At 40.6% G+C, this 25,053-nt stretch carries 31 protein-coding genes and 2 pseudogenes; 2 read left to right on the top strand and 31 right to left on the bottom strand.

Annotated elements, in window-relative coordinates; translation table 11 throughout:
• Positions 1 to 2: 2 nt before the first annotated feature.
• From ACYQ5K_RS05650 to ACYQ5K_RS05600, 11 genes are all read right to left on the bottom strand, one after another.
• Positions 3 to 215, bottom strand: a complete 213-nt coding sequence (locus ACYQ5K_RS05650; RefSeq protein ID WP_173687701.1) for a helix-turn-helix domain-containing protein — start codon at positions 213 to 215, stop codon at positions 3 to 5.
• Between the two features lie 235 nt (positions 216 to 450).
• Positions 451 to 1,218, bottom strand: a complete 768-nt coding sequence (locus ACYQ5K_RS05645; protein WP_459777335.1) for a prolipoprotein diacylglyceryl transferase — start codon at positions 1,216 to 1,218, stop codon at positions 451 to 453.
• 211 nt (positions 1,219 to 1,429) lie between these two features.
• On the bottom strand, positions 1,430 to 3,502 hold the full coding sequence (locus tag ACYQ5K_RS05640) for a heavy metal translocating P-type ATPase (RefSeq protein ID WP_459777334.1): 2,073 nt from the start codon (positions 3,500 to 3,502) through the stop codon (positions 1,430 to 1,432).
• A 14-nt stretch (positions 3,503 to 3,516) separates the two neighbouring features.
• Positions 3,517 to 3,837 carry a DUF6110 family protein gene (locus ACYQ5K_RS05635; RefSeq protein WP_173687698.1) on the bottom strand — a complete coding sequence of 107 codons (321 nt, stop codon included), beginning with the start codon at positions 3,835 to 3,837 and terminating at the stop codon, positions 3,517 to 3,519.
• Positions 3,838 to 4,143: 306 nt separating this feature from the next.
• Positions 4,144 to 4,536, bottom strand: a complete 393-nt coding sequence (locus ACYQ5K_RS05630; protein WP_459777333.1) for a Fur family transcriptional regulator — start codon at positions 4,534 to 4,536, stop codon at positions 4,144 to 4,146.
• 27 nt (positions 4,537 to 4,563) lie between these two features.
• Entirely contained in the window at positions 4,564 to 4,932 is a 369-nt protein-coding gene (locus tag ACYQ5K_RS05625; protein ID WP_195230889.1) for a heavy-metal-associated domain-containing protein, read from the bottom strand.
• A gap of 1 nt (position 4,933) precedes the next feature.
• Positions 4,934 to 5,065, bottom strand: a complete 132-nt coding sequence (locus ACYQ5K_RS05620) for a hypothetical protein (RefSeq protein WP_270203598.1) — start codon at positions 5,063 to 5,065, stop codon at positions 4,934 to 4,936.
• Between the two features lie 14 nt (positions 5,066 to 5,079).
• Positions 5,080 to 5,253, bottom strand: a complete 174-nt coding sequence (locus ACYQ5K_RS05615) for a FeoB-associated Cys-rich membrane protein (protein ID WP_173687695.1) — start codon at positions 5,251 to 5,253, stop codon at positions 5,080 to 5,082.
• 84 nt (positions 5,254 to 5,337) lie between these two features.
• Positions 5,338 to 7,515 (bottom strand): ferrous iron transport protein B, encoded by a 2,178-nt coding sequence (gene feoB, locus ACYQ5K_RS05610; protein ID WP_459777332.1) that lies wholly within the window; start codon positions 7,513 to 7,515, stop codon positions 5,338 to 5,340.
• 49 nt (positions 7,516 to 7,564) lie between these two features.
• Complete coding sequence (locus ACYQ5K_RS05605; RefSeq protein WP_055260881.1) at positions 7,565 to 7,783, bottom strand: FeoA family protein; 219 nt, start codon at positions 7,781 to 7,783, stop codon at positions 7,565 to 7,567.
• A 72-nt stretch (positions 7,784 to 7,855) separates the two neighbouring features.
• On the bottom strand, positions 7,856 to 8,065 hold the full coding sequence (locus tag ACYQ5K_RS05600) for a FeoA family protein (protein WP_022220531.1): 210 nt from the start codon (positions 8,063 to 8,065) through the stop codon (positions 7,856 to 7,858).
• 297 nt (positions 8,066 to 8,362) lie between these two features.
• Between ACYQ5K_RS05600 and ACYQ5K_RS05595 the strand changes: the two genes are divergently transcribed.
• The gene (locus ACYQ5K_RS05595) at positions 8,363 to 8,728 is read left to right on the top strand and encodes a metal-dependent transcriptional regulator (protein WP_173687693.1); all 366 of its coding nucleotides are present in this window, start codon (positions 8,363 to 8,365) and stop codon (positions 8,726 to 8,728) included.
• A 217-nt stretch (positions 8,729 to 8,945) separates the two neighbouring features.
• On the opposite strand, the gene ACYQ5K_RS05590 is transcribed toward ACYQ5K_RS05595, so the two are convergent.
• The 20 genes and pseudogenes from ACYQ5K_RS05590 to tnpA form a co-directional block, all read right to left on the bottom strand.
• Positions 8,946 to 9,722 carry an ATP-binding protein gene (locus ACYQ5K_RS05590; protein ID WP_459777331.1) on the bottom strand — a complete coding sequence of 259 codons (777 nt, stop codon included), beginning with the start codon at positions 9,720 to 9,722 and terminating at the stop codon, positions 8,946 to 8,948.
• Between the two features lie 500 nt (positions 9,723 to 10,222).
• A complete protein-coding gene (gene rplT, locus ACYQ5K_RS05585) occupies positions 10,223 to 10,579 on the bottom strand; it encodes a 50S ribosomal protein L20 (RefSeq protein WP_173687691.1) in 357 nt (118 codons plus the stop codon).
• A 33-nt stretch (positions 10,580 to 10,612) separates the two neighbouring features.
• Positions 10,613 to 10,810: a 50S ribosomal protein L35 gene (gene rpmI / locus ACYQ5K_RS05580; RefSeq protein WP_022220532.1), complete on the bottom strand. Its 198-nt coding sequence runs from the start codon at positions 10,808 to 10,810 to the stop codon at positions 10,613 to 10,615.
• A gap of 33 nt (positions 10,811 to 10,843) precedes the next feature.
• Positions 10,844 to 11,338, bottom strand: coding sequence for a translation initiation factor IF-3 (infC, locus tag ACYQ5K_RS05575; protein WP_173687690.1), 495 nt, complete (start codon positions 11,336 to 11,338; stop codon positions 10,844 to 10,846).
• Between the two features lie 243 nt (positions 11,339 to 11,581).
• Positions 11,582 to 12,427: an NAD(+) diphosphatase gene (gene nudC, locus ACYQ5K_RS05570; RefSeq protein WP_195230886.1), complete on the bottom strand. Its 846-nt coding sequence runs from the start codon at positions 12,425 to 12,427 to the stop codon at positions 11,582 to 11,584.
• 175 nt (positions 12,428 to 12,602) lie between these two features.
• On the bottom strand, positions 12,603 to 12,857 hold the full coding sequence (locus ACYQ5K_RS05565) for a nucleotidyltransferase substrate binding protein (RefSeq protein WP_243259178.1): 255 nt from the start codon (positions 12,855 to 12,857) through the stop codon (positions 12,603 to 12,605).
• An 89-nt stretch (positions 12,858 to 12,946) separates the two neighbouring features.
• The gene (locus ACYQ5K_RS05560) at positions 12,947 to 13,756 is read right to left on the bottom strand and encodes a HipA domain-containing protein (protein WP_195230884.1); all 810 of its coding nucleotides are present in this window, start codon (positions 13,754 to 13,756) and stop codon (positions 12,947 to 12,949) included.
• A gap of 4 nt (positions 13,757 to 13,760) precedes the next feature.
• Positions 13,761 to 14,309, bottom strand: coding sequence for a helix-turn-helix domain-containing protein (locus tag ACYQ5K_RS05555; protein WP_173689584.1), 549 nt, complete (start codon positions 14,307 to 14,309; stop codon positions 13,761 to 13,763).
• Between the two features lie 189 nt (positions 14,310 to 14,498).
• A complete protein-coding gene (locus ACYQ5K_RS05550) occupies positions 14,499 to 17,024 on the bottom strand; it encodes a heavy metal translocating P-type ATPase (protein WP_459777330.1) in 2,526 nt (841 codons plus the stop codon).
• An 88-nt stretch (positions 17,025 to 17,112) separates the two neighbouring features.
• Entirely contained in the window at positions 17,113 to 17,421 is a 309-nt protein-coding gene (locus tag ACYQ5K_RS05545) for a metal-sensing transcriptional repressor (RefSeq protein WP_173689582.1), read from the bottom strand.
• Positions 17,422 to 17,499: 78 nt separating this feature from the next.
• A pseudogene (locus tag ACYQ5K_RS05540) lies at positions 17,500 to 17,987 on the bottom strand (ATP-binding protein); the annotation flags it as partial.
• A 59-nt stretch (positions 17,988 to 18,046) separates the two neighbouring features.
• Entirely contained in the window at positions 18,047 to 18,322 is a 276-nt protein-coding gene (locus ACYQ5K_RS05535) for a nitrilase-related carbon-nitrogen hydrolase (RefSeq protein WP_201856689.1), read from the bottom strand.
• Between the two features lie 161 nt (positions 18,323 to 18,483).
• Entirely contained in the window at positions 18,484 to 19,203 is a 720-nt protein-coding gene (locus ACYQ5K_RS05530; protein ID WP_173689581.1) for a hypothetical protein, read from the bottom strand.
• 195 nt (positions 19,204 to 19,398) lie between these two features.
• Positions 19,399 to 19,539 carry an NUDIX hydrolase gene (locus ACYQ5K_RS05525; RefSeq protein ID WP_173689575.1) on the bottom strand — a complete coding sequence of 47 codons (141 nt, stop codon included), beginning with the start codon at positions 19,537 to 19,539 and terminating at the stop codon, positions 19,399 to 19,401.
• A gap of 243 nt (positions 19,540 to 19,782) precedes the next feature.
• Positions 19,783 to 20,946 (bottom strand): RNA-guided endonuclease InsQ/TnpB family protein, encoded by a 1,164-nt coding sequence (locus ACYQ5K_RS05520; RefSeq protein ID WP_173689580.1) that lies wholly within the window; start codon positions 20,944 to 20,946, stop codon positions 19,783 to 19,785.
• Positions 20,894 to 21,553 carry an IS607 family transposase gene (locus ACYQ5K_RS05515; RefSeq protein WP_173689579.1) on the bottom strand — a complete coding sequence of 220 codons (660 nt, stop codon included), beginning with the start codon at positions 21,551 to 21,553 and terminating at the stop codon, positions 20,894 to 20,896. The genes ACYQ5K_RS05520 and ACYQ5K_RS05515 overlap by 53 nt, the downstream gene beginning before the upstream one ends.
• 107 nt (positions 21,554 to 21,660) lie before the next feature.
• Entirely contained in the window at positions 21,661 to 22,251 is a 591-nt protein-coding gene (locus ACYQ5K_RS05510; protein WP_173689578.1) for a sugar O-acetyltransferase, read from the bottom strand.
• Positions 22,252 to 22,264: 13 nt separating this feature from the next.
• Positions 22,265 to 22,741 (bottom strand): P-loop NTPase family protein, encoded by a 477-nt coding sequence (locus tag ACYQ5K_RS05505; protein WP_459777329.1) that lies wholly within the window; start codon positions 22,739 to 22,741, stop codon positions 22,265 to 22,267.
• Positions 22,742 to 22,937: 196 nt separating this feature from the next.
• Positions 22,938 to 24,041, bottom strand: coding sequence for an RNA-guided endonuclease TnpB family protein (locus ACYQ5K_RS05500; protein ID WP_173689576.1), 1,104 nt, complete (start codon positions 24,039 to 24,041; stop codon positions 22,938 to 22,940).
• Positions 24,038 to 24,445 (bottom strand): annotated as a pseudogene (gene tnpA, locus ACYQ5K_RS05495) (IS200/IS605 family transposase). The gene ACYQ5K_RS05500 and the pseudogene tnpA overlap by 4 nt, the downstream one beginning before the upstream one ends.
• A gap of 274 nt (positions 24,446 to 24,719) precedes the next feature.
• Between tnpA and ACYQ5K_RS05490 the strand changes: the two are divergent.
• The coding region (locus tag ACYQ5K_RS05490; RefSeq protein ID WP_459777328.1) for a helix-turn-helix domain-containing protein at positions 24,720 to 25,053 on the top strand (334 nt) is incomplete at its 3' end.

The raw sequence follows: 25,053 nt of genomic DNA, 5'->3' as shown, positions 1-25,053 counted from the left end.
TCTTATCCTCGTCGCTCTACGAATAAATCCAATCCCAAAATATTAATCAGTCGTATTGTTTTTTCAATTTCTGCTGTAGGTTTTCCACGTTCTAAATCAGAAATAAAAGTGACAGAAAGACCTGTGAAGTCTGATACATATGATTGTGTATAATTTAATTCTTTTCTTCTTTCGCGGATTGCTTGGCCTAATGATTTTGAGTCTGTAATTTTCATAATCCCTCTCCCAAATATGTCGTACGGCAAAATTACTTGTTTTTTCAAAAAAAATATGTCGTACGGCGAAATTACTTGTTTTAAGTATATTATTAGCCGTACGACTGTGTCAATAAGATTTCTTTAACTTTCAGAAATCATTTCACATTTTATAAAGTTCAGAATAATATTCTTCGCCTGTTTCTTATCTGTATCCGCTGAAGCTTCCTTACCGTAAAATTATCTCTGATTTTTATTAGAGATTTTTCTTTTTATGCCTTTTTTTATTTACCAGATACAATACAATTCCACCTGCTACGATCACCATGGAGATCCACTGGGAGGTTGAGAACATTCCGGCTCCCCCTCTGTCATCATTTCTTAAAAACTCAACAAGGAATCTTCCTACACCATACAGCAGCATATACAGAAAACCTACACTTCCCGGTGTACCGTCTTTTTTATTCTTCCTATAATATAGAAGTAACACGATCATGATCAGGAAATCACCTGCCGACGATATAAGCTGTGTAGGAATCAGTTTAACACCTGCCGGAGCAAGCCCGCCTTCCGGGAATACCACACCAAATCTGGAGGTTGTCTCCCTTCCATAGCAGCATCCTGCAAGAAAACATCCGATTCTTCCAAATCCCTGTGCCATCGAAATACTTGCCACAGCGAGATCAAAATATTCCAGAAAATAAAGCTTTTTAATTCTGCAATATACAATCGCTGTCAGAAAACCGGCAATAATTCCACCATATACGACAAATCCTTCTGAACCGAGTACCGACTTCGGATCCTTGATAAACGTCTTAAACTCCACGATCACATATAGAATTTTTGCACCTACAAAACCGCCGATCACACCGTAAATTCCGATATCCACAATTGCTTCCGGATCCAGGCCACTCTTTTTTGCCCGATAAGAAGCCATTACCACACAGCAAAGGATACCGATTGCGATCATCAGTCCATATCCATGTATCGTAAACTTTCCTATTGAAAACAGATCAATTTTCACGCTTTTTTATTCCTCCCTTTTATCAATCTATTTATCATTGTATGGATTATCCCTTCATTTGTCAATCTTATCCTTTTGGATACTATCTGCTATTTTGTTACTGTTCACAGTACCTGTGACCAGCAACGCTATTTTGCCTCTTAATCCAGCAATGGGGCATGATTCAGAGAATCACACCCCGCGTTTAGAGCTATCATTAAATTGTTCTGCCTTACAGAAGATTCTTCATACTCTTCAGCCCAATTGCCAGAGTTGAAGTATTGTGTAAAAGTGCTGATGTCGTCGGCTGGATCACACCGGTTACTCCAAGTACGATCAGACCGGAATTGAATCCAACAATAAAGCGGTAGTTACTTTGAATCCTCTTCATCAGCCTATTGCTGAGACGTCTTAAGGTCACGATCTGTCCAAGATCGTCTGCGCCTACTGTAATATCCGCAATCTCACGCGCAATCTCTGCGCCATTGCTGATCGCAATTCCTACATCTGCCGCAGAAAGTGCCGGCGAATCATTGATACCATCACCGATCATAATAACTTTTCTTCCGGCTGCTTTTTCCTTTTCTACAAATGCAGCCTTATCTTCCGGCAGTACTTCTGAATAATATTCATCCACGCCGACACGCTTTGCGATTGCCGAAGCTGTACGGTCGCTGTCACCTGTCATCATAACAACCTTTCCAAATCCTGTTTTCTTGAGCTCGGCAACTACTGTCTTCGCCTCTTCTCTCAGTGGATCTTCAATACAGATCACTCCTGCAAGCTGATTCTCGATTGCAAGATACAGATGTGAATATTCTTCCGGAAGACCGTCAAATAACTCCTGTTTGCCTTCCGGAATTGTACATTTCTCATCTTCAAATACAAAATGAGAGCTTCCGATAATTACATTTTTATCACCAATCGTTGTAGAAATGCCATGTGCAACCACATACTCTACCTTAGAATGCATTTCCTCATGATCCAGATTTTTCTCTTTTGCTGCATTTACTACTGCTTTTGCCATAGAATGTGGGAAATGTTCTTCCAGACACGCTGCAATACGGAGCAGTTCATCCGGTGTTCTTCCATCAAAGGAAACCACATCCACCACGGTAGGTGTTGCTTTTGTAAGTGTACCAGTCTTGTCAAATACGATCGTATCTGCCTCTGCCACGGCTTCCAGATACTTTCCTCCCTTTACGGTAATATTGTAAAGATTTGCTTCACGGATTGCAGACAGCACCGAAATCGGCATTGAAAGCTTAAGCGCACACGAAAAATCTACCATCAGGATAGAAAGAGCCTTGGTGACATTTCTCGTCAGCAGATAGGTAATGGCTGTTCCACCAAGTGAATACGGTACAAGTTTGTCAGCAAGATGCTCTGCCTTGCTTTCTACTCCTGATTTTAACTTCTCAGATTCTTCAATCATCGTAACGATCTTATCGAAGCGGCTGTTTCCGCTTACCTGTTTGACTCCGACTGTGATCTCACCTTCTTCAACCACGGTTCCTGCATATGCATAGCTTCCAACCGTCTTGCGGACAGACACTGATTCTCCGGTAAGAGACGCCTGATTGATCATCGCTTCACCATCCACGATATCGTCGTCAAACGGAATCACAGTTCCCATACGGATCACAATCCGGTCTCCCGCTTTTATCTTGGATGCAGGAACCAGAACTTCCTGGTCTTCTGTCTTCAGCCATACCTTACTTACATTCAGAGACATGGTTCTTGCCAGGTCATCTACAGATTTCTTATGTGTCCACTCTTCCAGAATCTCACCGATTCCAAGCAGGAACATAACGGATCCGGCCGTACTGAAATCCCCACGCGCAACGGATACACCGATTGCAGTCGCATCCAGCACCGGAACCTCAACCTTGCGTGCCCACAGACATTTGATTCCCTTCCAGATATACTTCAGTGACATGACTGATGTATAGCATGCATTCAGTGGATACGGAAGGAACCATTTTCTTGCATAATGAAATACTACTTTATTGAACAGCTTTTCCTGATACTGCGCATTCACTTCACGACCGGAAGTTGCAAGTACGTCTGCCGGAACTTCCACTGTCTGATAGTGAAATTCCTGCAGAAGACGGATTACATCTTCTCTGTCGCCGATATAATTAATGACTGCATCACAGGTTCTGTCATATACCTTTGCCAGTTTGACTGATTCATTGCAGAGCAGATAATACTGTAATATATCAGCCTGTTCATATGTCATTCTTTTTTGAGAAAGCCGGACTCTCATCCGGCCTTTCATCTCATGTTTAATTATAAACTTCACGTTCAGTGCGCCTCTTACTCTGTTACTTCGTTAAACTCTGTATTTTCAGCTTCTTCTGCCTCTGCTGCTGTATCTGCATCAGAAAATTCTTCCATTTCAGCAGCTCTTTCTTCGTTGATGCTCTTAGCTTCAGCATAAATATCCTCTGCATTTTCCTGGATATTTGTAGCTGTTTTCATAACACAGTCTTTTGCGCGAAGAACTGCTGCTGTGCAATTTGTGTACACGTTCTTAGCATCCTTGCTTGAAAGTGCTTTGATTCCGGCTGTTCCAAAAAGAACTCCTGATGCAAAAATTCCAACCTTTTTCCAATTTACTTTAGTAATATCAAACATACCTATGTACCTCCTGTTTTTTCATTAACGCCTATTATATGACACGAATCTGTAAATTACCAGTCTTTTTTTGCTTCTGATAAATTTTCTCACTTTTATGCAAAATCAGTTTTGTCAAACTTTTTTCCACCATATCTGCCACAAATTCACTATTTTCATCTTAATTTTTACACAACTTTCCACAGTTACCTATATCCATATTTATATAGAAGGAACTCATTCTCCGCTATCTAAAAGAGACAGATACAACCACGGTACCTGCCTCCATATCCGAACCGTTCCGTTCCGGAACGTTTTTTTGCAATGTTATGCTTCTTTAAGTGTGATGTTTCTTACATTCTGTCCGCCTGAAAATCCACAGACATCCAGCCCAGATTTGATCACTGCCGTCCATTTATCCTCCGGAAGATCAAGAACTGTTCCGTCCTCCAGCTCGATCATGTATTCCATTTTGCAGCCCTTATCTGAAATACGGTACATATTCTTGCGGCTGATCGCTCCGATCTGCTCCAGCGTATTGACCATACGGTATACCGTCGCCGGTCCGATACTCGGATCCTTCAGAGACGCCTGATAATAAATTTCCTTGCAGCAATTACATTTTCCTTCCAAAATAACATCGATCAGCATGAGCCGCTGCTTCGTAACCCTGCAGCCACTTCTTTTCAGCTGCTCGATTATTCTTTCTTTCGCGTCCATGATAGCCCCTTTCCATGCTGTCACCTGTTAGGCTCTGATATCAACTACCTTAAATCCTGCTTCCTCGACAGCTTTTTTCAGATCATCATCATCGATTTCTCTGTCATAGCTTACAACTGCTTCTTCTTTTTTGAGATTCACCTTTGCAGATGCACCTTCGATTTTGTTGATTTCTTCCGTTACACTTTTTACACAATGCTCACAATGCATACCGGAAATCTTCACTGTCTTTTTACCGATTGCCGGGTTATCCAGCATCTTATCTTCAATATCTGTCACGATCGTTCCGGATCCACCGCCACAGCAAGGACTTTCCCCTTTAAAATGTTTAAGCGTACCCTTTAATGCAAAAATAAGAAGTACGATCACGATCAGAATAATAATTACATCAACCATGTTATTCCTCATCCTTCCGGCGTTCACGCCATTTCTTTATCCACAAGACCAATTGATAAATACTGACTCCTACGAGATAAATGATCAGGATCGCACCGAAAGCATAGAACATAGAGCCTGATGAATTTCCCATATTCTCCCCATCTTTCAGTCTTTCTTCTTCGGTGCAGCCTTACTGCTGCATCCACTGCAGGAACTGCAATTTCCGCTACAGCCCGCGCATCCGACAGGTTTCCCTTCTTTATGGTTTTTATATCCTTTACGGATCAGGAAAATACAATATCCTGCAATCAGTGCGAGTATCACAATATTAGCGATCATAAACCTTCACCTGTTCTTTCTTTTACACTGGAAGCCGGACACAGGCTTCTGCATCCGGCTTCCGCCTTAAAGTTCTTATAAATCTTATGCGTTTACAGAACGTTTTGAATAAACTTTCTGGTTTTTATACGGATCTGGTCTGAACAGCATGAAGAGGATTCCGATAAGAAGGATAAATCCTACTGCTGTACCAACTCCGAATGCTCCGCCTGTTACGAATGAACCGATCTGATATACACAGAGGCATACGATGTAAGCGAAGATGTTCTGGAAGAGAATTGCGAACCAGAACCATTTTCTGGACTGCATCTGCTGTGCCATTGTAGCAATTGCTGCAAGGCAAGGAGAATCCAGAAGGTTGAACATCAGGAATGTAAATGCTGCAATTGAGCTTGGGAACCAAGATGCAACACCAGCTGCTACGTTCACTGCATCTTCAGTATCACCAGATACGTTAGCAAGTACACCCATTGTTGAAACAATCGCTTCTTTTGCTGTAAATCCAGAGATAGAAGCTGCTACCGGCTGCCATTCGCCAAATCCAAGTGGTGCAAAGAGCGGTGCGATCACGCCACCGATCATTGCCATAAGGCTGTCTGCACTGTCTTCTACCATACCGAAGCTTCCGTCTACGAATCCGAATCCACCAAGGAACCACATTACTACGCAGGCAAGGAACAGGATTGTTCCGGCTTTGATGATGAAGCCTTTCAGTCTTTCCCATACATGAAGGAGAACTGTCTTAGCCTGTGGAATATGGTACTGTGGAAGTTCCATTACAAACGGTGCAGGTTTTCCTGAGAACGGTTTTGTCTTCTTCAGGATGATCGCAGCCACAAGTACTGCTACAATTCCAATGAAATACATAAGCGGTGCGATAAATGAGCTTTCCTGATATCCTGCTACTTCACCGGAAATAACACCACCCATCAGAGCGATAACCGGAAGTTTAGCTCCACATGGGATAAAGGTTGCTGTCATAATTGTAAGACGTCTGTCATTGTCCTGTTCAATAGTCTTAGAAGCCATGATTCCAGGAATACCGCAGCCTGATGAAATCAGAAGCGGGATAAAGCTCTTTCCTGAAAGTCCGAAATGTCTGAACACACGGTCCATGACGAACGCGATACGAACCATGTATCCGCAGTCTTCAAGGATAGACAGGAAGAGGAACAGGATTGCCATCTGTGGTACGAAACCAAGTACTGCTCCAAGACCACCGATGATACCATCAACAACAAGTCCCATAACCATGTCACCGGCACCGATCGCTGAAAGTGCGCTTGTTGCTGCATCCTGAATTGCTACTACAAATACATCATTTGTCCAGTCTGTTACAAAGGTACCGACTGTTGTTACAGAAACATAATATACGGCCCACATTACCAGCATAAAGATCGGGATTCCGAGGAACCGGTTCGTAACGATACGGTCGATCTTGTCAGAAGTTGTAAGCTTTTCTTTTCCCTTCTGAACAGTTGTTGAAACTATCTTCTGGATGAATTTGTAACGTTCGTCTGTTACAATGCTTTCCATATCATCGTCATGTTTCTTTTCAAGAGCTTTTCTCTGTGCTTCTACCGTCTGGGCTGCCACACCGGAAAGTTTCATGCTCTCTACTACCTTGCTGTCGTTCTCAAGGAATTTAACAGCGTACCATCTCTTCTTCTCTTCTGAAACAGAATCCGGAAGAACGCTCTTAACTTCTGCTACAGCACCTTCCAGCTCTGCTGAGAAGATATCTTTCGGAAGATCGATTTCTGACTTCTTAGCAACTTTTACTGCTTCATCGATCAGTTTGTCAAGCCCCTCACCTTTCAGCGCAGATGTCTCGATGATCGGACAGTCAAGTAACATTGAAAGTCTCTTCACATCGATCTTGATTCCTCTCTTCGCAAGAAGATCTGCCATGTTCAGTGCAATAACAACCGGAACACCTGTCTCGATCAGCTGAGTTGTCAGATACAGGTTACGTTCAATATTGGTTGCATCCACCAGATCAATGATCACATCCGGATTTTCTTTCAGCACATAGTCACGGCTGACAACCTCTTCCAGTGTATATGGAGACATTGAATAGATACCCGGAAGGTCAGTTACGATAACTTCTTCCTTTGTCTTTTTACTTTTTAATTTACCCTCTTTTTTCTCTACAGTAACCCCTGGCCAGTTACCAACATACTGGTTGGCTCCTGTGAGCGCGTTAAACATGGTAGTTTTACCGCAGTTCGGGTTTCCGGCAAGTGCAATTTTAATTGCCATTCCTTTTTACCTCCTTGTTGTACTACTCTCATGCATAATTATGTATATGCTATTTTACCTGCACACACTGTGCATCATCTTTTCTTACTGTAAGTTCATATCCTCTTACAGTAATCTCAACAGGATCACCGAGAGGCGCAACTTTTCTGATGTACAGCTCGCTTCCTTTTGTTATGCCCATGTCCATAATACGGCGTTTGTAAGCTCCGTCTCCTTCAATCTTGGTCACAACAACAGTGCTTCCAACCTTTGCATCACCTAAAGTCATTGTCGTATCTCCTTTCCTTTAAGCTTCGAAATACAGAATATATATACAGCGGACCCGCCGACCAGCCAGAGGCTAGATCATGATATGCCGCGCCATATCAGAATTAACCGCAACACGTGAATCCTTGATGTTCACGATCACGTTACCACCGATTGCAGAAACAACTGTAATCTCTGCACCTGCTACAAATCCGAGATTCGCAAGGAATCGCCTTGTTTCTTCATTTCCACCAATTCTCTTGATTTCATTTACTTCACCAATATTCGCCATCGTTAAAGGCATAATCGCTACCTCCTGTTCTTTTGCGTATTTGGAATTTGAATGATAATTTTTTTCATTACCAACTTTGGTTCAATAGTTAGTATATTCTAACGTTTGTGCGTTGTCAAGTGTTTTTTTAAGTTTTAAAAAACCTTTGTTTTTCTTTTCTCATTTTTGCTGTTCGGCGCTTACTTTTAATAGTTATAACTTCTACTTTCTGCACAAAAAGAGCATTTACAGAACAATATTATTTGAAAAAAAATACAATCCATGGTATCCTATTAGGTATAAGAATGAATAGTGAGGTGACCGGAATAAATGGCTAAAAATGAATCATCCGAAAATTATCTTGAAGCAATATTGATGTTAAGTAAAAAATTACCTGTCGTACGCTCCGTAGATATCGCAAATGAACTTGGTTTCAAAAAATCAAGTGTCAGCATCGCCATGAAGAAGCTTCGTCAGGAGAATCATATTACCGTAACAGATGCAGGTTTTATTTATCTGACCGATTCAGGAAAAGAGATCGCGAACATGATCTATGAACGTCATGAATTTATTTCAAAATGGCTGATTGAACTCGGTGTGCCGGAGGAGATCGCTACCGATGATGCCTGCCAGATGGAACATGTAATCAGCAAAGAAAGCTTTAATGCAATCAAAGAATATGTACGAACACATTAGTAATCGCATCAAAAAGGCCGAAAAGTTTTATAACTTTTCAGCCTTTTTCTTTGCCCTTTTACAGTCTCTACAGATTTACCGCAGCATACTTCATATGCTGTTTTCTGTAATGAAATCACTTTATTTTACTAATATTATAATGTTGGGGTCAAGAGGTCAAAATCCTCTTGCAAGCAAGCTTGCATCGGCTTTCTGACCTTTTGACCCTGGTATCATATTATTCATCAATGATCTGTCCGTCAAGCGATAAGGTCACAACCTGCCACGGGATAAATTTACCACTTTCCCTGAGTGCTTTCTTTGCCGCCATCTCGAGGCCTCCACAGCACGGCACTTCCATCCGCACGATCGTCACACTCTTAATATTATTGTTCTTAATAATCTCCGTCAGCTTCTCCGAATAATCCACATTATCCAGCTTTGGACATCCGATCAAAGTCACATGCCCTTTGATAAAACGATTATGAAAATCTCCATAAGCATAGGCACTGCAGTCTGCGGCGATCAGAAGCTTCGCCCCATCAAAATACGGTGCATTTACCGGTGCAAGCTTAATCTGTACCGGCCACTGGGAAAGCATACTCTTATTCACGCTTTTCGCCGTCTCCCTGCCTTCCTCTTCACTCTCTGTATTCTGCGTACTCTCCCCTCTGTTCATCATACGCATACGGGTTCCAGGACATCCCCCTGCAAATGGTTTTACCGGTGCTTTAGGTCCTTCTCCCGCATTCTGCTTTGCAGCCTCTTCCTGCTGCTTTTTAAGCATATTCTGCTTCACAGCCTCCGCATCATAAGCCACCGCCTCACGCTCTACAAAATGAATGGCATCCACCGGACAATTCGGCAGACAGTCTCCCAGCCCGTCGCAATAATCATCTCTCATCAGCTTCGCCTTTCCATTCACCATAGAAATAGCCCCCTCATGACAAGCCTTCGCACAAGCCCCACATCCATTACACTTCTCCTCATCTATCTGAATAATTCTACGAATCATATTTTTATGTCCTCCTTAAAATTTGACTTTAACTTTTTAGAATTTATATTTCTTTAACTTTACCCATTCATTCTACCTCACAACCGTATCTCATTCCGTTGTTATAACAACACTCCATAGATAAATAAGAATATTTTTCAACAAACTTTCAAGCATCATCACTCCACCATGGAATCCGCAAACAAACTCTCCAATATCGTGTAAATAAAATGCTTTTCATTCGATACCGTTGAATGGGCGGAGGATAGAAAAATAATCGTTTGGATTCTATTTTGCGCAATGGAGATGAGACTCAAAAATTGTGGAAGCCATTGCTGACACAATTTTCGCTCTCAGAGGCTCATCGGAATGTTTTGCGCAACTTGAATCCAAACGATTATTTTTCTATCCACCACCCTCACAACCATTATCATTCAATTTATGCACAAAAAAACCTTGCGGATTCTCTCCACAAGGTTTTCCCTCTTCTCTCAAACTCTATACGAAATCGTCTGATTTAATTATGCAAGTGCCTTTTTAGCAACTTCAGCTACAGCTGCGAATCCAGCTGCATCATTAACTGCCATTTCAGCAAGCATCTTTCTGTTCATATCTACACCGGCAACTTTAAGTCCGTGCATAAGCTTGCTGTAAGAAAGACCATTCATTCTTGCAGCTGCGTTGATACGAGCGATCCAAAGCTGACGCATCTGACGTTTTTTCTGCTTTCTTCCTGCATATGCTGATGTAAGGGCTCTCATTACAGACTGTTTTGCGATTCTGTACTGTTTAGAACGAGCTCCTCTGTATCCTTTAGCCAGTTTCAAAGTTCTATTGTGTTTCTTCTTAGCGTTCATTCCGCCTTTTACTCTTGCCATTACTTAATCCTCCTTCTATCTTCCTGCCAAATCTTAGAGATATGGTAATACTTTCTTCATGTTCTTTACATTTGTAGAATCTGTGATAGTTGACTGTCTAAGATTTCTTTTTCTCTTAGTAGACTTCTTTGTTAAGATATGGCTCTTGTAAGCTTTGTTTCTTTTAAGTTTACCTGTAGCTGTTGTTTTGAAGCGCTTTGCAGCAGCTCTATTTGTTTTAATTTTTGGCATGATGTTTTCCTCCTTAATATAGATAATTTATTTTTAACGTTTTTCAGTTAAAACCATGCTCAGGCTTCTGCCTTCAAGTTTTGCCGGCTTTTCAATGACAGCAACATCTTTCATCTTCTCAGCGAAATCGTCAAGAATATGTTTGCTCTGCTGCATATGAGCCATCTCTCTACCACGGAAACGAAGTGTAACTTTTACTTTATTTCCTTTTGAGATAAATTTTCTAGCGTTATTCATCTTCGTGTTCAGGTCGTTGGTGTCAATATTCGGTGAAAGACGCACTTCCTTAACCTCGACAGTTCTCTGCTTTTTCTTTGCTTCTTTTTCTTTTCTTGCCTGTTCGTATCTGAACTTACCATAATCGATAATCTTACAAACCGGCGGTTTCGCTGTCGGAGCGATTTTAACCAGATCCAGTTCCGCTTCCTGTGCCAGCTTCATTGCATCTCTTGCTGACATTATTCCTAACTGTTCCCCACTCTCGCTAACCACGCGTACCTCTCTGTCGCGGATTTGTTCGTTAATCATTAAATCGCTAATTGTTGTGCACCTCCAATAAATAAAAAATAGTGAATAGCTGCAGACTATCCACTATCTATTGCATACAATACTTATATCTGGTATTATAAATTCAATATCAAACCGTTAGTCGCCCGATTGCGCTAAGGTGAGAGTGGATACTCTTCTTTGTTGTTCGCTTTACGCAAGTTATAATCTACCACAGATTTCACATGGTGTCAATACTTTTTTTATTTTTTATGAATCACTTTTTTATACTTCGTTCCCTTCTTTGAATCTGCGCATCATTTCATTTGTCAGACTGAAATCCCCCGGCTGAAGCACAATTTCTTCCCGCTGTACCCACTTTGCATATTTTAGTTCCTGACAGTCCATGGTAATGGTATCATTCCCATCCACCTCACAATAAAATCCAAGGAGAAGGTCATTTGCAGTTCCCCATGGCTGAGATTTATAATAACGGATATTTTTAACCCTGATCCCGGTTTCTTCCATTACTTCACGCATAACCGTTTCTTCTACTGTTTCTCCAATCTCCGTGAAACCTGCGATCAATGCATTATAAGCAAAACCTGTACGATATCTGGTAAGCAGTAATTGATCCCCATTTTTCACGCCCACGATAACCGCCGGCATAATCCGCGGATATGCCACATAACCACAAGCTGGACAACTCATTGCACGTTCCTTGTCGTGAAGCGCCATCCTTGTCCCGCATCTTCCGCAAAACCGGGTGTCTCTGTACCAATCCGACAAGTGTTTTCCTGTCGTAGCTGCAAAAACCTCTTCACATGGTCCATTGCCTTCTTTGCGTATGCTTCTCTCTTCAACGTATGCATACCCCTCCGGAATCAAGTCTTCCCGAAGCTCCTCGTTCCACAGAAAATACTCAATGTCGTCCACCCTAAAAAGATAGGTATATTCCAGCTCTTCCGGCATTTCTTTCTTCAATGGGAATGCTATGATATGATTGTCGAATTTTTCTGTATGAACCAGCACCTTTCCATTGTAGATATTTAAAACAGGGCTGTTCTCCTGCACTTTGGCAGCTGGATTGTATTCATTGTATAATTTGTGTGGATAAATATCCTGTATCATTGGTATCTGATTTCCTTCCTATAAATTTATGTTCGCATTTCTAAGTATCTCAAGAATCCACTTTGCCATATCCTGCACCTCTGGATATTCATCAAAACAGGCTATCTCTATTCTACTTGAATTTTTCCTATCTAATGGCAAAACAAACGCAAGTCATACACGACCTGCGTCTATCTTACATCCAATCACCTTCAGCTTCGTCCAGCTTCTCCACCAACACATCCTTAAGAACAAGAAAAGCCGGAATAAAACTGTCACGTATCAACATAATCATTTCATCAACTTCATTTTCATTATAAATGCGAACTGAAGTATTACGCTTTTTTAACATGAGTAACCATACTTCTGAATCATTGATAAACCCAATTTTATAACCTAACTGTAGAATTTCACGGGGCGATCCGCTGGAAGCTCCCTCCACACTATGCATTCTCATAATTTCCTATAACCAATTTTTTAAGCATAGCATATTTTTACTTAGTTAACAAGTATTCAGGAATATGTCAATCAGTGTACCACTTACGAAAATAAGTAAGTATATTTTCGCATCTGTGCAAATATAATCATTTCTACCCGATTTCGGATTTCTTCTGGATATTCCTCTGCTTTTTTAAGCAATTCTATTACATCATTTTTCGTAAATTGAAACCTCAGATTTATTTTATACAGAGATTCCGAAATATCTAATTGTTCATCAAATTCACTACTTATTGTTTTTGACTGAACACGATCCATAAGCGCATAAACATCTCCCGACAAAGGATAATCCATCGTTGTATCTGCCAGTAAGCCCGCCCCATTATCAAAAATCGGACAATATGCATAGTCCCCTTTTCCATTCATCAGAACCGCAATATTATGTGTGTGACGATCTTCATTCAGAAAAAATGCGTCAATCGTCAACAATTTATTCATATAAATGCCAAAATTCTGAAGTCCTGTCATTCGCTCTACCTGCTGCGCCAAAAAAGGTAAGCGTTCTTCATGTTCCGGTATTCTATACAAAGCTTTGTATAAACTTTCTCCGAAAAAGTTCTTGAACAACCGCTCCAGCGTGATAATCTGCCAATCTTCACTTAGAAAGTTTTTGCTCTTCACACCATTATAAATCACAGTGCCGTATTTTATTTTTTCCAGATCATAGCCTACAAATTCATTCTCTGTCAGGGTTGACTTTTTCAGGAGATGGGAAATCATATATTCTGACAGACCTTCATAACCTGTATAATCTGCTTTATACCATATTCCCTCATTTTCCCATTTTAACTGGTTCCCTTTTGAAGACTGCCGGTCATTTGTCCGAATATTCTGCTCAAATAATTCTATCATGCATCTACCTCTCTATGCGAATCCAAAAATCATCTTCTGCCATTCGTCCTTCAGTCTTCTCTATAATCATAATTGGATCATAAAATGGTAGTCCCAGATCCTTCAATATCAATTTCATCTTATCTCGGCTTTCCGGGAAACATCTTGACTCCAGGAACTCCTGATAATCATTATAATTCGGATCTTCTACCGTACCAAAAGCACGGAACATAACCTTATCTGTATAATTTCTTATTTTCACTTTTCGTTCCCGCTCATTCACATCAATCAAAGTGCATACATTCTGTTCATACATATACCATATTCTGAGCGGCCACACTTTTTCCGGCACCTTCACTTCCTGCTCATATTCCGGATATTTCTGCAACATTTTTAATAATGGAACAATTGGTCCGCGAATCACTTCTTCGCTTCTCTCCCAACGTTCTACTGTCGGCTTGGAACAATTGATAAATTCTGCAAACTCTTTCTGTGTCAAATGCAATCCTTTCCGAATCTGTTTAATTTCCTTTGCAGTCGTATATTCTGGTGTTATAAATAACCTTTCTCTCATAAATTCACCTTCCAGTTTTATGATTCCCGACTTTTTCTTTATTAAATCACAAAATCTAATATTTGTAAACAAAAACCATTATTTTGATTGTTTATTTCATAATAAATCAATCAAAATAATGGTTTTCTCCATGTTTTTCTTCTTTATAGTATTGTAATTTCTAACAATCTTTATTTTTCGGACTTAAACCTACTCAATCCCTGTCACTTTGTAGTCTTTGTCTTCAACAGCTTTTTTCAGTACCTCATCTGCGACTTCTGCTGTCAGGGTTACAACTGCTGTTCCATTTTCATGGCTTACTTCTGCCCCTTCTACTCCTTCGATTGCTTCCAGAGTTTTCTTTACAGTTGCCTCACAGTGTCCACACATCATACCTTCGATCTTCATTGTTTTTGTCATTGTCTTTTCCTCCTTAATTTCTCTGACTTTTGACTTTATCTTCTTATCCTTGCTGGCATCATACATCTTGAACCAGTTCAGACGAAGTGCATTGGTTACTACGCAGAAGCTTGAAAGACTCATTGCCGCTGCGCCAAACATCGGATTTAATTTCCACCCGAAAAGCGGATACCATGCGCCTGCTGCAAGCGGGATTCCGATTACATTATAGAAGAATGCCCAGAACAGGTTCTCATGGATATTTCTTAAGGTTGCCTTGCTCATGCGGATGGCTGCCGGCACATCACTTAACCGGCTTTTCATCAATACTACATCTGCCGCGTCAATGGCAATATCCGTTCCCGCACCGATGGCAATTCCCATATCCGCTCTGGTAAGTGCCGGTGCATCATTGATTCCGTCACCGACCATGGCAACTTTTCCTTTTTTCTTCAATTTCCGGATAACTGCTTCTTTTCCATCCGGAAGAACATCTGCGATAACTTCATCTACGCCTGCCTGCCGTCCGATTGCTTTTGCAGTTCTCTCATTATCACCGGTCAGCATGACTACATGGATTCCCATATTCTGCAGTTCTTTAACTGCCTCCGGGCTGTCCTCTTTGATAACGTCCGCTACTGCAATGATTCCGACCAGCCGGTCTTCTTTTGCAAAAAACAGCGGAGTCTTTCCTTCTGCTGCCAGATCTTCTGCTTTTTTTTGCGTTCCTGCATCCACAGAAGTCTTGGTCTGGATAAATTTCTTATTGCCGCCATAAATGGTCTTTCCTGCAAGGACTGCGGAAAGTCCGTTTCCAGGAACTGCCCGGAAATCTTCCACTTCATCCGCATCGATTCTACGCTCCTCTGCTTCCTGCAAAATCGCACGTGCCAGTGGATGTTCACTCTTTCTTTCCAGTGCATAGGCAAATCCTAAAAGTTCTTCTTCTGAGATACCCTCTGCAGGTATCATATCGGTTACTTTTGGCTCGCCGCTTGTAATGGTTCCGGTCTTATCCAGAGCTACGATCTGCATTTTCCCTGTCTCTTCCAAGGATACTGCCGTCTTGAACATGATTCCGTTCTTTGCCCCCATCCCGTTACCAACCATAATGGCGACCGGTGTGGCAAGTCCCAGCGCACAAGGGCAGCTGATCACAAGCACGGAAATTCCTCTTGCAAGTGCAAATCCAACGCTCTGCCCTGCGATCAGCCATACGACAGTTGTCAGTACCGCAATAGTAATAACCGCCGGTACAAATACGCCGGATACCCGGTCTGCAATCTTTGCAATTGGTGCTTTGGTCGCGGCTGCATCGCTGACCATCTGAATGATCTGCGAAAGGGTAGTATCCTCTCCGACTCTGGTTGCCTCGCATTTAAGGAAACCGGACTGGTTCATGGTTGCTGCGGATACCTTGTCGCCTTCTGCTTTATCGACCGGGATACTTTCTCCGGTGAGTGCTGCTTCATTGACCGCACTGGTTCCTTCCAGCACGATACCGTCTACCGGTATATTTTCACCCGGTCTTACTACAAAAATGTCACCTTTTTTCACCTGATCGATGGAAACTTCTGTTTCCACACCATTTTTCAGGACAACTGCTGTCTTCGGAGCCAGTTTCATCAGACTCTTTAACGCATCCGTTGTCTTTCCTTTGGAATGTGCTTCCAGCATCTTTCCGACTGTAATCAGTGTCAGGATCATGGCTGCTGACTCAAAATAGAATTCATGCATGTAAGACATCACGCCTTCCATGTCCATCTTCACCTGTGCATCGGTCATTGCAAATAAGGCATAGGTACTGTAAATAAAGGATGCTCCTGATCCCAGTGCAACCAGAGTATCCATGTTCGGCGCGCCATGAAGGAGTCCCTTAAATCCATTGATGAAGAACTTCTGGTTGATCACCATGATAATTCCGGCAAATAACAGCTGGATCAGTCCCATTGCCACATGATTTCCATCCAGAAATCCCGGCAGTGGCCAGTTCCACATCATATGTCCCATGGAAATGTACATCAGCGGGATCAGAAAACAAATGGATGCGATCAGGCGCCGTTTCATAACCGGTGTCTCCCGGTCTTTCAGGGCATCTTCATCCATCGAAGCACCTTTACTTTTTGCTCCTGCATCTGCCCCTTTTACCGAAGCACCGTATCCTGCTGCCTCAACCGCTGCAATAATCTCCGACTGAGATGCAGTTCCTTCTACTCCCATCGAATTCGTCAGAAGACTCACCGAACAGCTTGTAACGCCCGGCACCTTCGATACTGCCTTTTCTACTCTGCTGCTGCAGGCAGCACAGCTCATTCCTGTTACTGTATATTGTTCCACAAAATCCACCTCACTCTTTGGCTTTGTCTGTCTTTTTTATTGTAAAGATTTCCCTGCGCTTTTCAGCTGAAAATCTAATACACTCCTGTTATTTCATCAGTTTCTGAAGCGTTGCAACCAGCTCATCAATTGTTTCATCTTTTCCCTCTCGGATATCCTCTGCCACACAGGTACGGATATGATTCGCCAAAAGGACTTTATTGAAACTGTTGAGCGCTGCATTGATTGCTGACACCTGAATCAGAATATCCGGACAGTATGCATCTTCTTCTACCATGCGCTTCACACCTCTGACCTGTCCTTCAATCCGATTCAGACGATTGATCATGTCCTTGTATTCCTTTTCAGATCGCTCTTTTTTCTTGTGACAGTGACAACATTCTTTCTTTTCTTCCATGTATCTCACCTCTTATCTTTTCTCTTTACGAGGGTTATTATATACCCCATAAGGGTATATTGCAAGAAGAATTTTTCTCATTTTAAAAGTATTTCTCGTCGTCTCAATAACAGGTTTTTCTGCCACATCAGCGTAAGCCCTATAATCTTACTGATTCCAGTACCATATGCTTCGATTAAATGCAACCAGTAAAATACATTTGCAAGATCCGGATTTCTGCATATAGAAATACCTGCCATCACATCCTCCAGCTCAATTCCAGGCATCAATCCTCCGATGGATATAAATTCCATCCGGTCTTCATAAATACTAATCAATGCACTTGCACTAAACGCATAATCCCTGTGAACCAGCAAATTTAACAATGCTTCTCTGACAGCGATTTCAGGATAATCCCTGATATCTATCCGCAGCAACTTTTCGATTGTTGCATGTGTCTGATTATGAAAATCAATATAATCGTAGACATCATTCATCTGTTTCATCAATGCCCCTGAAAATTCTCTACGGTCTTTAAACACCGTCTGATCCTTTCCCTGAAAAACAGCCCCTTTAATCGTGTCAATTGTGTCAATCGTGTCATTTTTTAATACAAACAATCATATTTTGACACGATTCCGCCACATTATACATAAAACTCTTTTCTCCTAAGCTGAGCATAAGGTCTTTTCTCCCGCACTTTCCCGGATTTCTCCAAGTTAAAATCCACATACACAATCTGCTCTGTGTCATCTGCCCGGGCAAGAATCTCTCCATTTGCATCGACAGCCATAGACTCCCCGGCAAAATCCATCTCCCCTTCCACTCCAACACGATTACACATTGCAATCGCATGCAGACTTTTTTCCATATTCTTTTCTACACTTCCCGAATTTGACATTTGTATCATCGCAAGCCTCATATTAAATATCCTCCTTATCTCCTTTTACTCCAAAATCAGATATTTCTTCTTATCTGCTGAAGTAAGATTTTTCCCGTTGAGCAAAAAATGAACAGGGAGTTACCTCTTCACGATTTTTGTCGTTACAAGTGGCAACTCCCTGTCTTTTATCTTTTTACTGTTTATTTAAAAGAAACATTCTCAATAATCACCTGATCAAACATCCTATGAAGTACTCTGCCCTGTTCATCTTCTCCGTTTCCATTCTGATAAACATTTGCTGCATAAACATCATACAAAACTTCCGCACGCTCCGCATCATCCAGTCCATTCAAGAATTCTGCGATTCCTTCATAAATGGCTCCTGCCAGATCTCCTTCCTGCGGATTATTTTCAACATACCACTCATAGTTTGTCTCGTTTTGTTCCTTCGCACTTTCTTTAAAAGAAATTGTTCCATCCTTGATTCCCTCAGATATATCTTCAATTCCTTTATCTTTATACCCTGCTTCTTCTGCTATAACAACAATCGTCGCCAATTCGTAGCTGCGTAAGTAATTCCAGTCCAGCGGAGTCCATAAATCCTTTGCCTCTGTTCTCTCTGCTATCGGTTCATACTCTGGAAATGTAAAGCTTGCCGGATCAATCTCATATTTATCCAGATACTGTGTCTTTACTTTCTCTTTTACCAGCTCTGCAAGCTTTTCTGTCTCCTCTTCTGTCAGACCATATGCATTTCTTTCGTCGGAAGAATCTGCCTCGTCTGCTGTCTCCGAAGCTTTCTCCGTATCTGTACTCTGTGAAGTCTCGGTCTTTGCAGTCTCTTCTTTCTTTGATGAACACGCCGTTGCCGAAACAGCCATCGAAAGTACCAACATTCCAATTACAATTTTTCTCTTCATCTCTTTTCCTCCCTGTTCATTACACTTCACCTTTAAATAAAAAGCGTAAGCTTATTATACCCCCCCCCCGGTAATTTTCGTCAATTTCTTATTATTTACAAGGCAAAAAGATTTACCACAGAATGTTCTTTCATTGTAAAGGAATCCCGACTTTCTTTGGTTCTCTCCCTTCGCCAATCATTCCCAATTTCTCCTTTATAAACATCCTCTTCTTGCCGCTTCTTCAATCAGCTTCGGCTGAATTAAAGGATATGTCCAGTCTTTTATCAGTTCATCGCATATGACAATTTTCTCAATTTCACTATGTATCTCTTCAAATCTCTGATCCTTTGCCATTTTGATTTTCCTCCATAAAATATCTAAATTTATTCTCGCTGTTTTTTCTTAACCTTTCCATCCTGGCTCATCTCGCCGTTACTGAAAACTTATAAAAAGTTACAAACTTCTATGTTTCATTCCTACTTCAACGAGTATGCTTTTGATGATATAAATATCTATCTACTCACAAGTTCTTGTACTCTCCATAGGCGTAAATTCCGGACTAACGTATCCGTACATATTTGCATTAACGTTTCAGTGTCAGCTTGCAAATCGTTCTCCATAACCCTTAAGATTTATTGATGCCTGGAAATCTCTGTCAATTATATTCCCACACTCACATCTATATTCCCTGTCAGATAATTTCAAATCTTTTTTGATATTTCCACAACAGCTGCAAAGCTTTGATGATGGATAAAACCGATCAGCCACAATAAGCTGGATCCTTTTATCACTGCATTTGTATTCAAGCTGTTTTCTAAACCAAAAAAATCCTTGTTCCTGAACTGCTTTGGATAAATGTCTATTTTTCATCATTCCACTGACATTCAGATCTTCAATACAGATAAATCTTGGTTTTCGATTTACGATCTCAGATATGGTCTGATTCAAATAGTTTTTACGGATGTTTGTTAATCTGTGATTTCGTTTTAATAAAAGTTTTTCCTTTTTGATTACATTATTGGTTTTGCAGTAACTTTCCCCTTTCTTATTCTTCTCGTAAGAACGAGAGATACTACGCTGTAATCTGCGTTTCTGTTTTTCTAGTTTCTTTACTTTCTGACTCTTATTAATGTTCTTATATTTAACAGCATCAGAGCAGACAGCCAAATCTTTGATTCCTAAGTCTATACCAACTCCATCATCATTAAGTGTTTCCTTGCAATCAGGAAATTCCACACATACACTGATCCACCAGTTCAATCCGTCAAAGGATATTCTCGGATTCATATATTTAACATCTGTTGGAATACGTCCATGTTCTGCAAGTCTTACCCAATTCATTTTCTGCTTATTTGCTTTCCTGCTGGAAGAAAAGCCTTCAAACTTAACGTGGGTATTACTGAATTGTATCTTAACATTGTCCTGATAGAACTTCGGCATTGATCTCTTTTTAGACTTGAATCTTGGGAATTTTTGCAAACCCTTGAAAAAGTTCTTATACGCAGTACAGGCATCTTTGATTGCCTGTTTGGTTACATTATTTGAAATATTCAGCAGCCATGCGTATTCATCAGAATGTCTGAGCTTTGTAAATTCTTTTCTGAGTTCTGAATCTGAAATGAATTTGCCACCTTTTTCATAATTTTCTTTTTCCCTGGCCAAAGCCCAGTTATAAGCAAATCTTGAAGCACCTGCGTACTGAAACATCTTAGTTTTCTGTACGTTGTTTGGTATCAGCATTACTTTTATGGCTTTTACCATCTGTTTCCTCCTGTATCAATTCCCGGATAAGTTTCTTAGCTTTGTTAGCTCGTTTTCCTTGTAATTTGCAGCTGAATACTGTGATTATTTGAACCAGATCTTCAACAAGTTCCTGCTGTTCAGATTTTTCAGTATTATCAATAATCTCAATCTCACAATTATAAAGTGAAGAGATATATTCTATCAACTCAAAACCAAATCGCAATAGCCTGTCTTTATATAAAACAACAACCTTTTCAACTTGATTTTGAGAGATTCGTCTAATCAATTCCTGAAGTCCTTTTTTCTTATAATTAATCCCAGAACCGATATCGCTTATTATCTCAAACGGCTGTCCTTTTGCCAAAAGATATGTCTTAACATTATCAATCTGTCGTTCCAAATCATCTTTTTGTTTATGGCTGGAAACGCGACAATATCCAATTGTAATGCGATTTTTAGGCTTTACATTTATTACCTGGTTGAGTTGCTCATCAGAATAATATCTATAGCCACTTACTGTAGTATGATGCGGATGAAGTTTTCCATTGGCATCCCAATTTCGTAATGTCTGAGCAGATACGCCTATAATTTTTGAAAATTCGTGTATAGAATAATATTTACTCAAAGTATCAACTCCTTTCAATAATATTCTAGTCTAATATCTTATAAAACTCAATATCTACTTATATGATTTTATAATTTATCTTTAACTGTTAATGACCTTCTTATTCCCTACGGACGATATCCGGTCTTATCCGCTTCCGTTATTTCGCGGATCACTTTACAAGGAACCCCAGCTGCAACCACATTTGCCGGAATATCCTTCGTAATCACACTTCCGGAACCTATGATCGTATTATCACCTATGGTTACGCCCTGGTTAATATGCACACCGGCTCCAACCCAGACATTATTCCCAATTCTGACCGGCTTCGCATAGCAGGCTCCGTGTGTCCGCTCCCATGCATCCATGGCGTGATTAGAGGTATAAATTCCAACTCTTGGTCCAAAGAGGACATTATCACCGATCTCAATGCCACCGCCATCCAGCATAATGCAGTCAAAATTTGCATAAAAATTATTCCCGATTGAAATATTATAACCAAATTCACACCGGAAATTCGGCTCAAAATGAACGCCTTTTCCAATGGATTTGAGCAGTTTTTTCAGGATCGCTTCCCGTTCTTCTGCCGGTTTCCCAAAACTTGCATTATATTCGTTAGTTAAAAACACCGTCTTTTCACGTGCTTCCACCAGCTCATCTGACAAATCATTATACATATTTCCATTTAAGATAAACTGTCTCTGTTCTTCTAAATTCATCGTCATTTCCTCCTCATTTCCATGCATCTATCTCTTCCCGCGATTTGAATATAATAATATTTTTATTCTTATATTTTCTTAACATCTCATTGATTTCCGGTATTTCATCCCTTGAAAAATTGATAATAAAATCTCTGAATTCTGCTGACAGTTCTTCTTCCTGCCATGGCATATCTTCTCTTTCACTTCCAATACGCTCTTCTGCGCCCGTAAGACACACACTGGTCGGCAGATCTAAAAAGAATACAGTGTCACATTCTTTAAAACGCATTTCAAGCGTTCTTCCATAATTGCCGTCTATGATCCATTCATCCTGTTTTATAATTTCAGATAATTTTTCCTCAAACTCCTGCTTTGTTATCGTTGTCCTGTCCGGCTTATGCCAGATCATATCAAGATAATACAATGGAAGTCCTGTTTTGTCTCTGAGTCTTCTTGCAAATGTACTTTTCCCCGCACCGGGACATCCAAGTATCAGAACCTTTTTCATATTTATTTATCTCCTCATCCTTTTTCTACTAAGTGACATGCTCCCACCACTTAAATCACTGATTTTGAAGTGGGGGCTTCTTGCTCAATGGCTCTACTGAGCCAAGTATCTACAAGCTATCCTCGCGTGCCCCGCGATTCTTTTGCCCGGACACGGGCATGTTTTCTTATGATCCAATTGTCCGGATACGGACAGTTTATGCTGTCAACATTCTTCTTGCCTCTTCACGGATGTTGATTGCTGCATTACGATCTCTGTCCATCTCATTTCCACACGCACAGTGATAAACTCTTTCAGATAATTTCAGCTCTTGCTTTATCCTTCCACATTGACAGCATTTTTTACTAGAAGGAAAGAAACGGTCTACCTTTACCATTTTCTTTCCTTTCCACAACAGTTTATAGTCTAACATTTCCCGGAACATTCCATATCCATTATCCTGTATACTTTTCCCAAAGTGCCGGCACTGACTCATTGCTTTCATATCAATGTCTTCCACTGCAACTGCATCATAACCGTCTGCGATCTTTCGGCTGAGTTTGTGCAGATAATCTCTTCGCTGATTTCGTATCTTTTCATGACATTTCGCAACTTTCTTTTTCTGCAGTTCATAATTATGACTTCCTCGTACGCATCTTGACAACTTTCGTTGCTCCCTTGCCAGTCTTTTTTCGTTTTTTCTAAAAAATCCTGCTTCTTCTGTCTCAATCTTTTCTGAAAATACTGCCATACCCTGCATTGCGTAATCTATCCCAAGTATCCTTGCGGTACTATAATCTGGTTCAGCTGCTTGGTTTTCACAACTGTACCCTTCATACAGCAGGCTTGCAAAGTATTTGCCGGATGGTTCCATACTGACCGTCACTGATTTCAGGCAAAGTCCTTCTGCCGGCTCCCTGTGTTTTTTCATGGCAATCCATTTTAATTTAGGAAGCCGGATCCGCTTACTTTCCACCAGGATATTTCCATTAACCACATTCGTTGTATAGCTGTTTCTGGAATGATGTTTTGACTTGAACCTTGGAAATCCAATCTTGGGATCCCGAAAAAAATTCTTATATGCCTTTTCCAGATGAAGTTGGACATTTGCCAGTGCCAGCGAATCTACTTCTTTCAGAAATGGATATTCTTTTTTATACATGGCCGGTGTATGTTTTAACATTTTCTTCGTCTTTTCATACTCTCGAATCTTATCATTAAGCATCTGATTATACGGAAAACGACAACAGCCAAATGTTTTGCCAAGAAATATCTTCTGTTCTTCTGTCGGATAAATTCGGAAACGATATGCTATGTTCAATACTTCTTCTCTCCCTGGGTTTCAATGTATTGACGGATTACTTCTACTGGGGCTCCTCCAGCTGTCAACAGACAGAAACTCTGACTTCAAAAGGCTTCTTTCCAAAGTTTCTCTCTGATTTCCGGATATTCCTTTTTCAATAGTCTGCTACTGGCACTTTTATAAGCATTGATAAATTTACTAAGTTCCGTTCTCGGCTGCGCACGGAACATTACATGCACATGATCAATGTCATGATTCCATTCTTCCAGAACAATCCCATACCGTGGAGCAATATGTTCCCATATCTCTTTTGCTCTTTCTGAAATTGGATTCTCAATGACTTTCCTTCGATATTTTACTACCATGATCAGATGATAATACATCAGATACACTGAATGTGCATTATGATCTATTTTTTCCATGCAACTCAGTCCTCTCTCTAATAATCTATGTTTTCGACCTTTTCGACTGACTCTATTATACCACGGAATTCATTATCGAACAAATGTTCTTTTTTATTTTTGTACAATTCATCTCACACCTGCAGAACTTAAATGTATTTTTAACTTCCAGTTGGCAAGAGTAAATTCTAGTCTTATAGAAATTACTTCTGCACATATATATTGTCGTTGATAACCATTGCTATGTATACTGTACTTGCAACTGATTGCCTGCCTGTGCAGATTGGAGATAAATATGAATAATAAAGGCAATCGGAAACATTTAACATTTGAGCAGCGTGTTGAGATTGAAAAAGCTCTTACTGAGAATAAAAGCTTTGCTGAAATTGGAAGAATCATAGGCAAAGATTCCTCAACAATATCTAAGGAAGTACGTCTTCATGCACGTGTCAAAGAGCGTCCGGATCCGGGTTATACCAATCCTCCCTGCATTCATCGAAAAAAATGTAAAATGACCTGTCTCTGTGATGAGCAATGCGGAACTATGTGTAAAATCTGTAAAAAGCAAAATATGCGTTGTATAGATGTATGTCCTGCATATGAAACGGCGGAATGTGAAAAGCTTAAAA

This window comes from Allocoprococcus similis (genome assembly GCF_054660775.1).
The sequence above is the reverse complement of the archived record's forward strand: the minus strand, read 5'-3'. Positions and strand labels throughout refer to the sequence as shown.

Excerpts from the sequence above, each read along its gene's own strand:
- ACYQ5K_RS05520 (WP_173689580.1), bottom strand. The coding sequence starts at position 20,946 with ATGGTAAAAGCCATAAAAGTAATGCTGATACCAAACAACGTACAGAAA.
- ACYQ5K_RS05510 (WP_173689578.1), bottom strand. The coding sequence starts at position 22,251 with ATGAATTTAGAAGAACAGAGACAGTTTATCTTAAATGGAAATATGTAT.
- ACYQ5K_RS05505 (WP_459777329.1), bottom strand. The coding sequence starts at position 22,741 with ATGAAAAAGGTTCTGATACTTGGATGTCCCGGTGCGGGGAAAAGTACA.
- ACYQ5K_RS05565 (WP_243259178.1), bottom strand. The coding sequence starts at position 12,857 with ATGCATAGTGTGGAGGGAGCTTCCAGCGGATCGCCCCGTGAAATTCTA.
- rpmI (WP_022220532.1), bottom strand. The coding sequence starts at position 10,810 with ATGCCAAAAATTAAAACAAATAGAGCTGCTGCAAAGCGCTTCAAAACA.
- ACYQ5K_RS05605 (WP_055260881.1), bottom strand. The coding sequence starts at position 7,783 with ATGACTTTAGGTGATGCAAAGGTTGGAAGCACTGTTGTTGTGACCAAG.
- ACYQ5K_RS05595 (WP_173687693.1), top strand. The coding sequence starts at position 8,363 with ATGGCTAAAAATGAATCATCCGAAAATTATCTTGAAGCAATATTGATG.
- ACYQ5K_RS05530 (WP_173689581.1), bottom strand. The coding sequence starts at position 19,203 with ATGAAGAGAAAAATTGTAATTGGAATGTTGGTACTTTCGATGGCTGTT.
- ACYQ5K_RS05600 (WP_022220531.1), bottom strand. The coding sequence starts at position 8,065 with ATGCCTTTAACGATGGCGAATATTGGTGAAGTAAATGAAATCAAGAGA.
- ACYQ5K_RS05630 (WP_459777333.1), bottom strand. The coding sequence starts at position 4,536 with ATGGACGCGAAAGAAAGAATAATCGAGCAGCTGAAAAGAAGTGGCTGC.
- feoB (WP_459777332.1), bottom strand. The coding sequence starts at position 7,515 with ATGGCAATTAAAATTGCACTTGCCGGAAACCCGAACTGCGGTAAAACT.
- ACYQ5K_RS05650 (WP_173687701.1), bottom strand. The coding sequence starts at position 215 with ATGAAAATTACAGACTCAAAATCATTAGGCCAAGCAATCCGCGAAAGA.
- ACYQ5K_RS05635 (WP_173687698.1), bottom strand. The coding sequence starts at position 3,837 with ATGTTTGATATTACTAAAGTAAATTGGAAAAAGGTTGGAATTTTTGCA.
- ACYQ5K_RS05620 (WP_270203598.1), bottom strand. The coding sequence starts at position 5,065 with ATGGGAAATTCATCAGGCTCTATGTTCTATGCTTTCGGTGCGATCCTG.
- rplT (WP_173687691.1), bottom strand. The coding sequence starts at position 10,579 with ATGGCAAGAGTAAAAGGCGGAATGAACGCTAAGAAGAAACACAATAGA.
- ACYQ5K_RS05560 (WP_195230884.1), bottom strand. The coding sequence starts at position 13,756 with ATGATAGAATTATTTGAGCAGAATATTCGGACAAATGACCGGCAGTCT.
- ACYQ5K_RS05625 (WP_195230889.1), bottom strand. The coding sequence starts at position 4,932 with ATGGTTGATGTAATTATTATTCTGATCGTGATCGTACTTCTTATTTTT.
- nudC (WP_195230886.1), bottom strand. The coding sequence starts at position 12,427 with ATGATACAGGATATTTATCCACACAAATTATACAATGAATACAATCCA.
- ACYQ5K_RS05590 (WP_459777331.1), bottom strand. The coding sequence starts at position 9,722 with ATGATTCGTAGAATTATTCAGATAGATGAGGAGAAGTGTAATGGATGT.
- ACYQ5K_RS05535 (WP_201856689.1), bottom strand. The coding sequence starts at position 18,322 with ATGAGGCTTGCGATGATACAAATGTCAAATTCGGGAAGTGTAGAAAAG.
- infC (WP_173687690.1), bottom strand. The coding sequence starts at position 11,338 with ATGATTAACGAACAAATCCGCGACAGAGAGGTACGCGTGGTTAGCGAG.
- ACYQ5K_RS05525 (WP_173689575.1), bottom strand. The coding sequence starts at position 19,539 with ATGGCAAAGGATCAGAGATTTGAAGAGATACATAGTGAAATTGAGAAA.
- ACYQ5K_RS05615 (WP_173687695.1), bottom strand. The coding sequence starts at position 5,253 with ATGATCGCTAATATTGTGATACTCGCACTGATTGCAGGATATTGTATT.
- ACYQ5K_RS05545 (WP_173689582.1), bottom strand. The coding sequence starts at position 17,421 with ATGGAAGAAAAGAAAGAATGTTGTCACTGTCACAAGAAAAAAGAGCGA.
- ACYQ5K_RS05555 (WP_173689584.1), bottom strand. The coding sequence starts at position 14,309 with ATGAGAGAAAGGTTATTTATAACACCAGAATATACGACTGCAAAGGAA.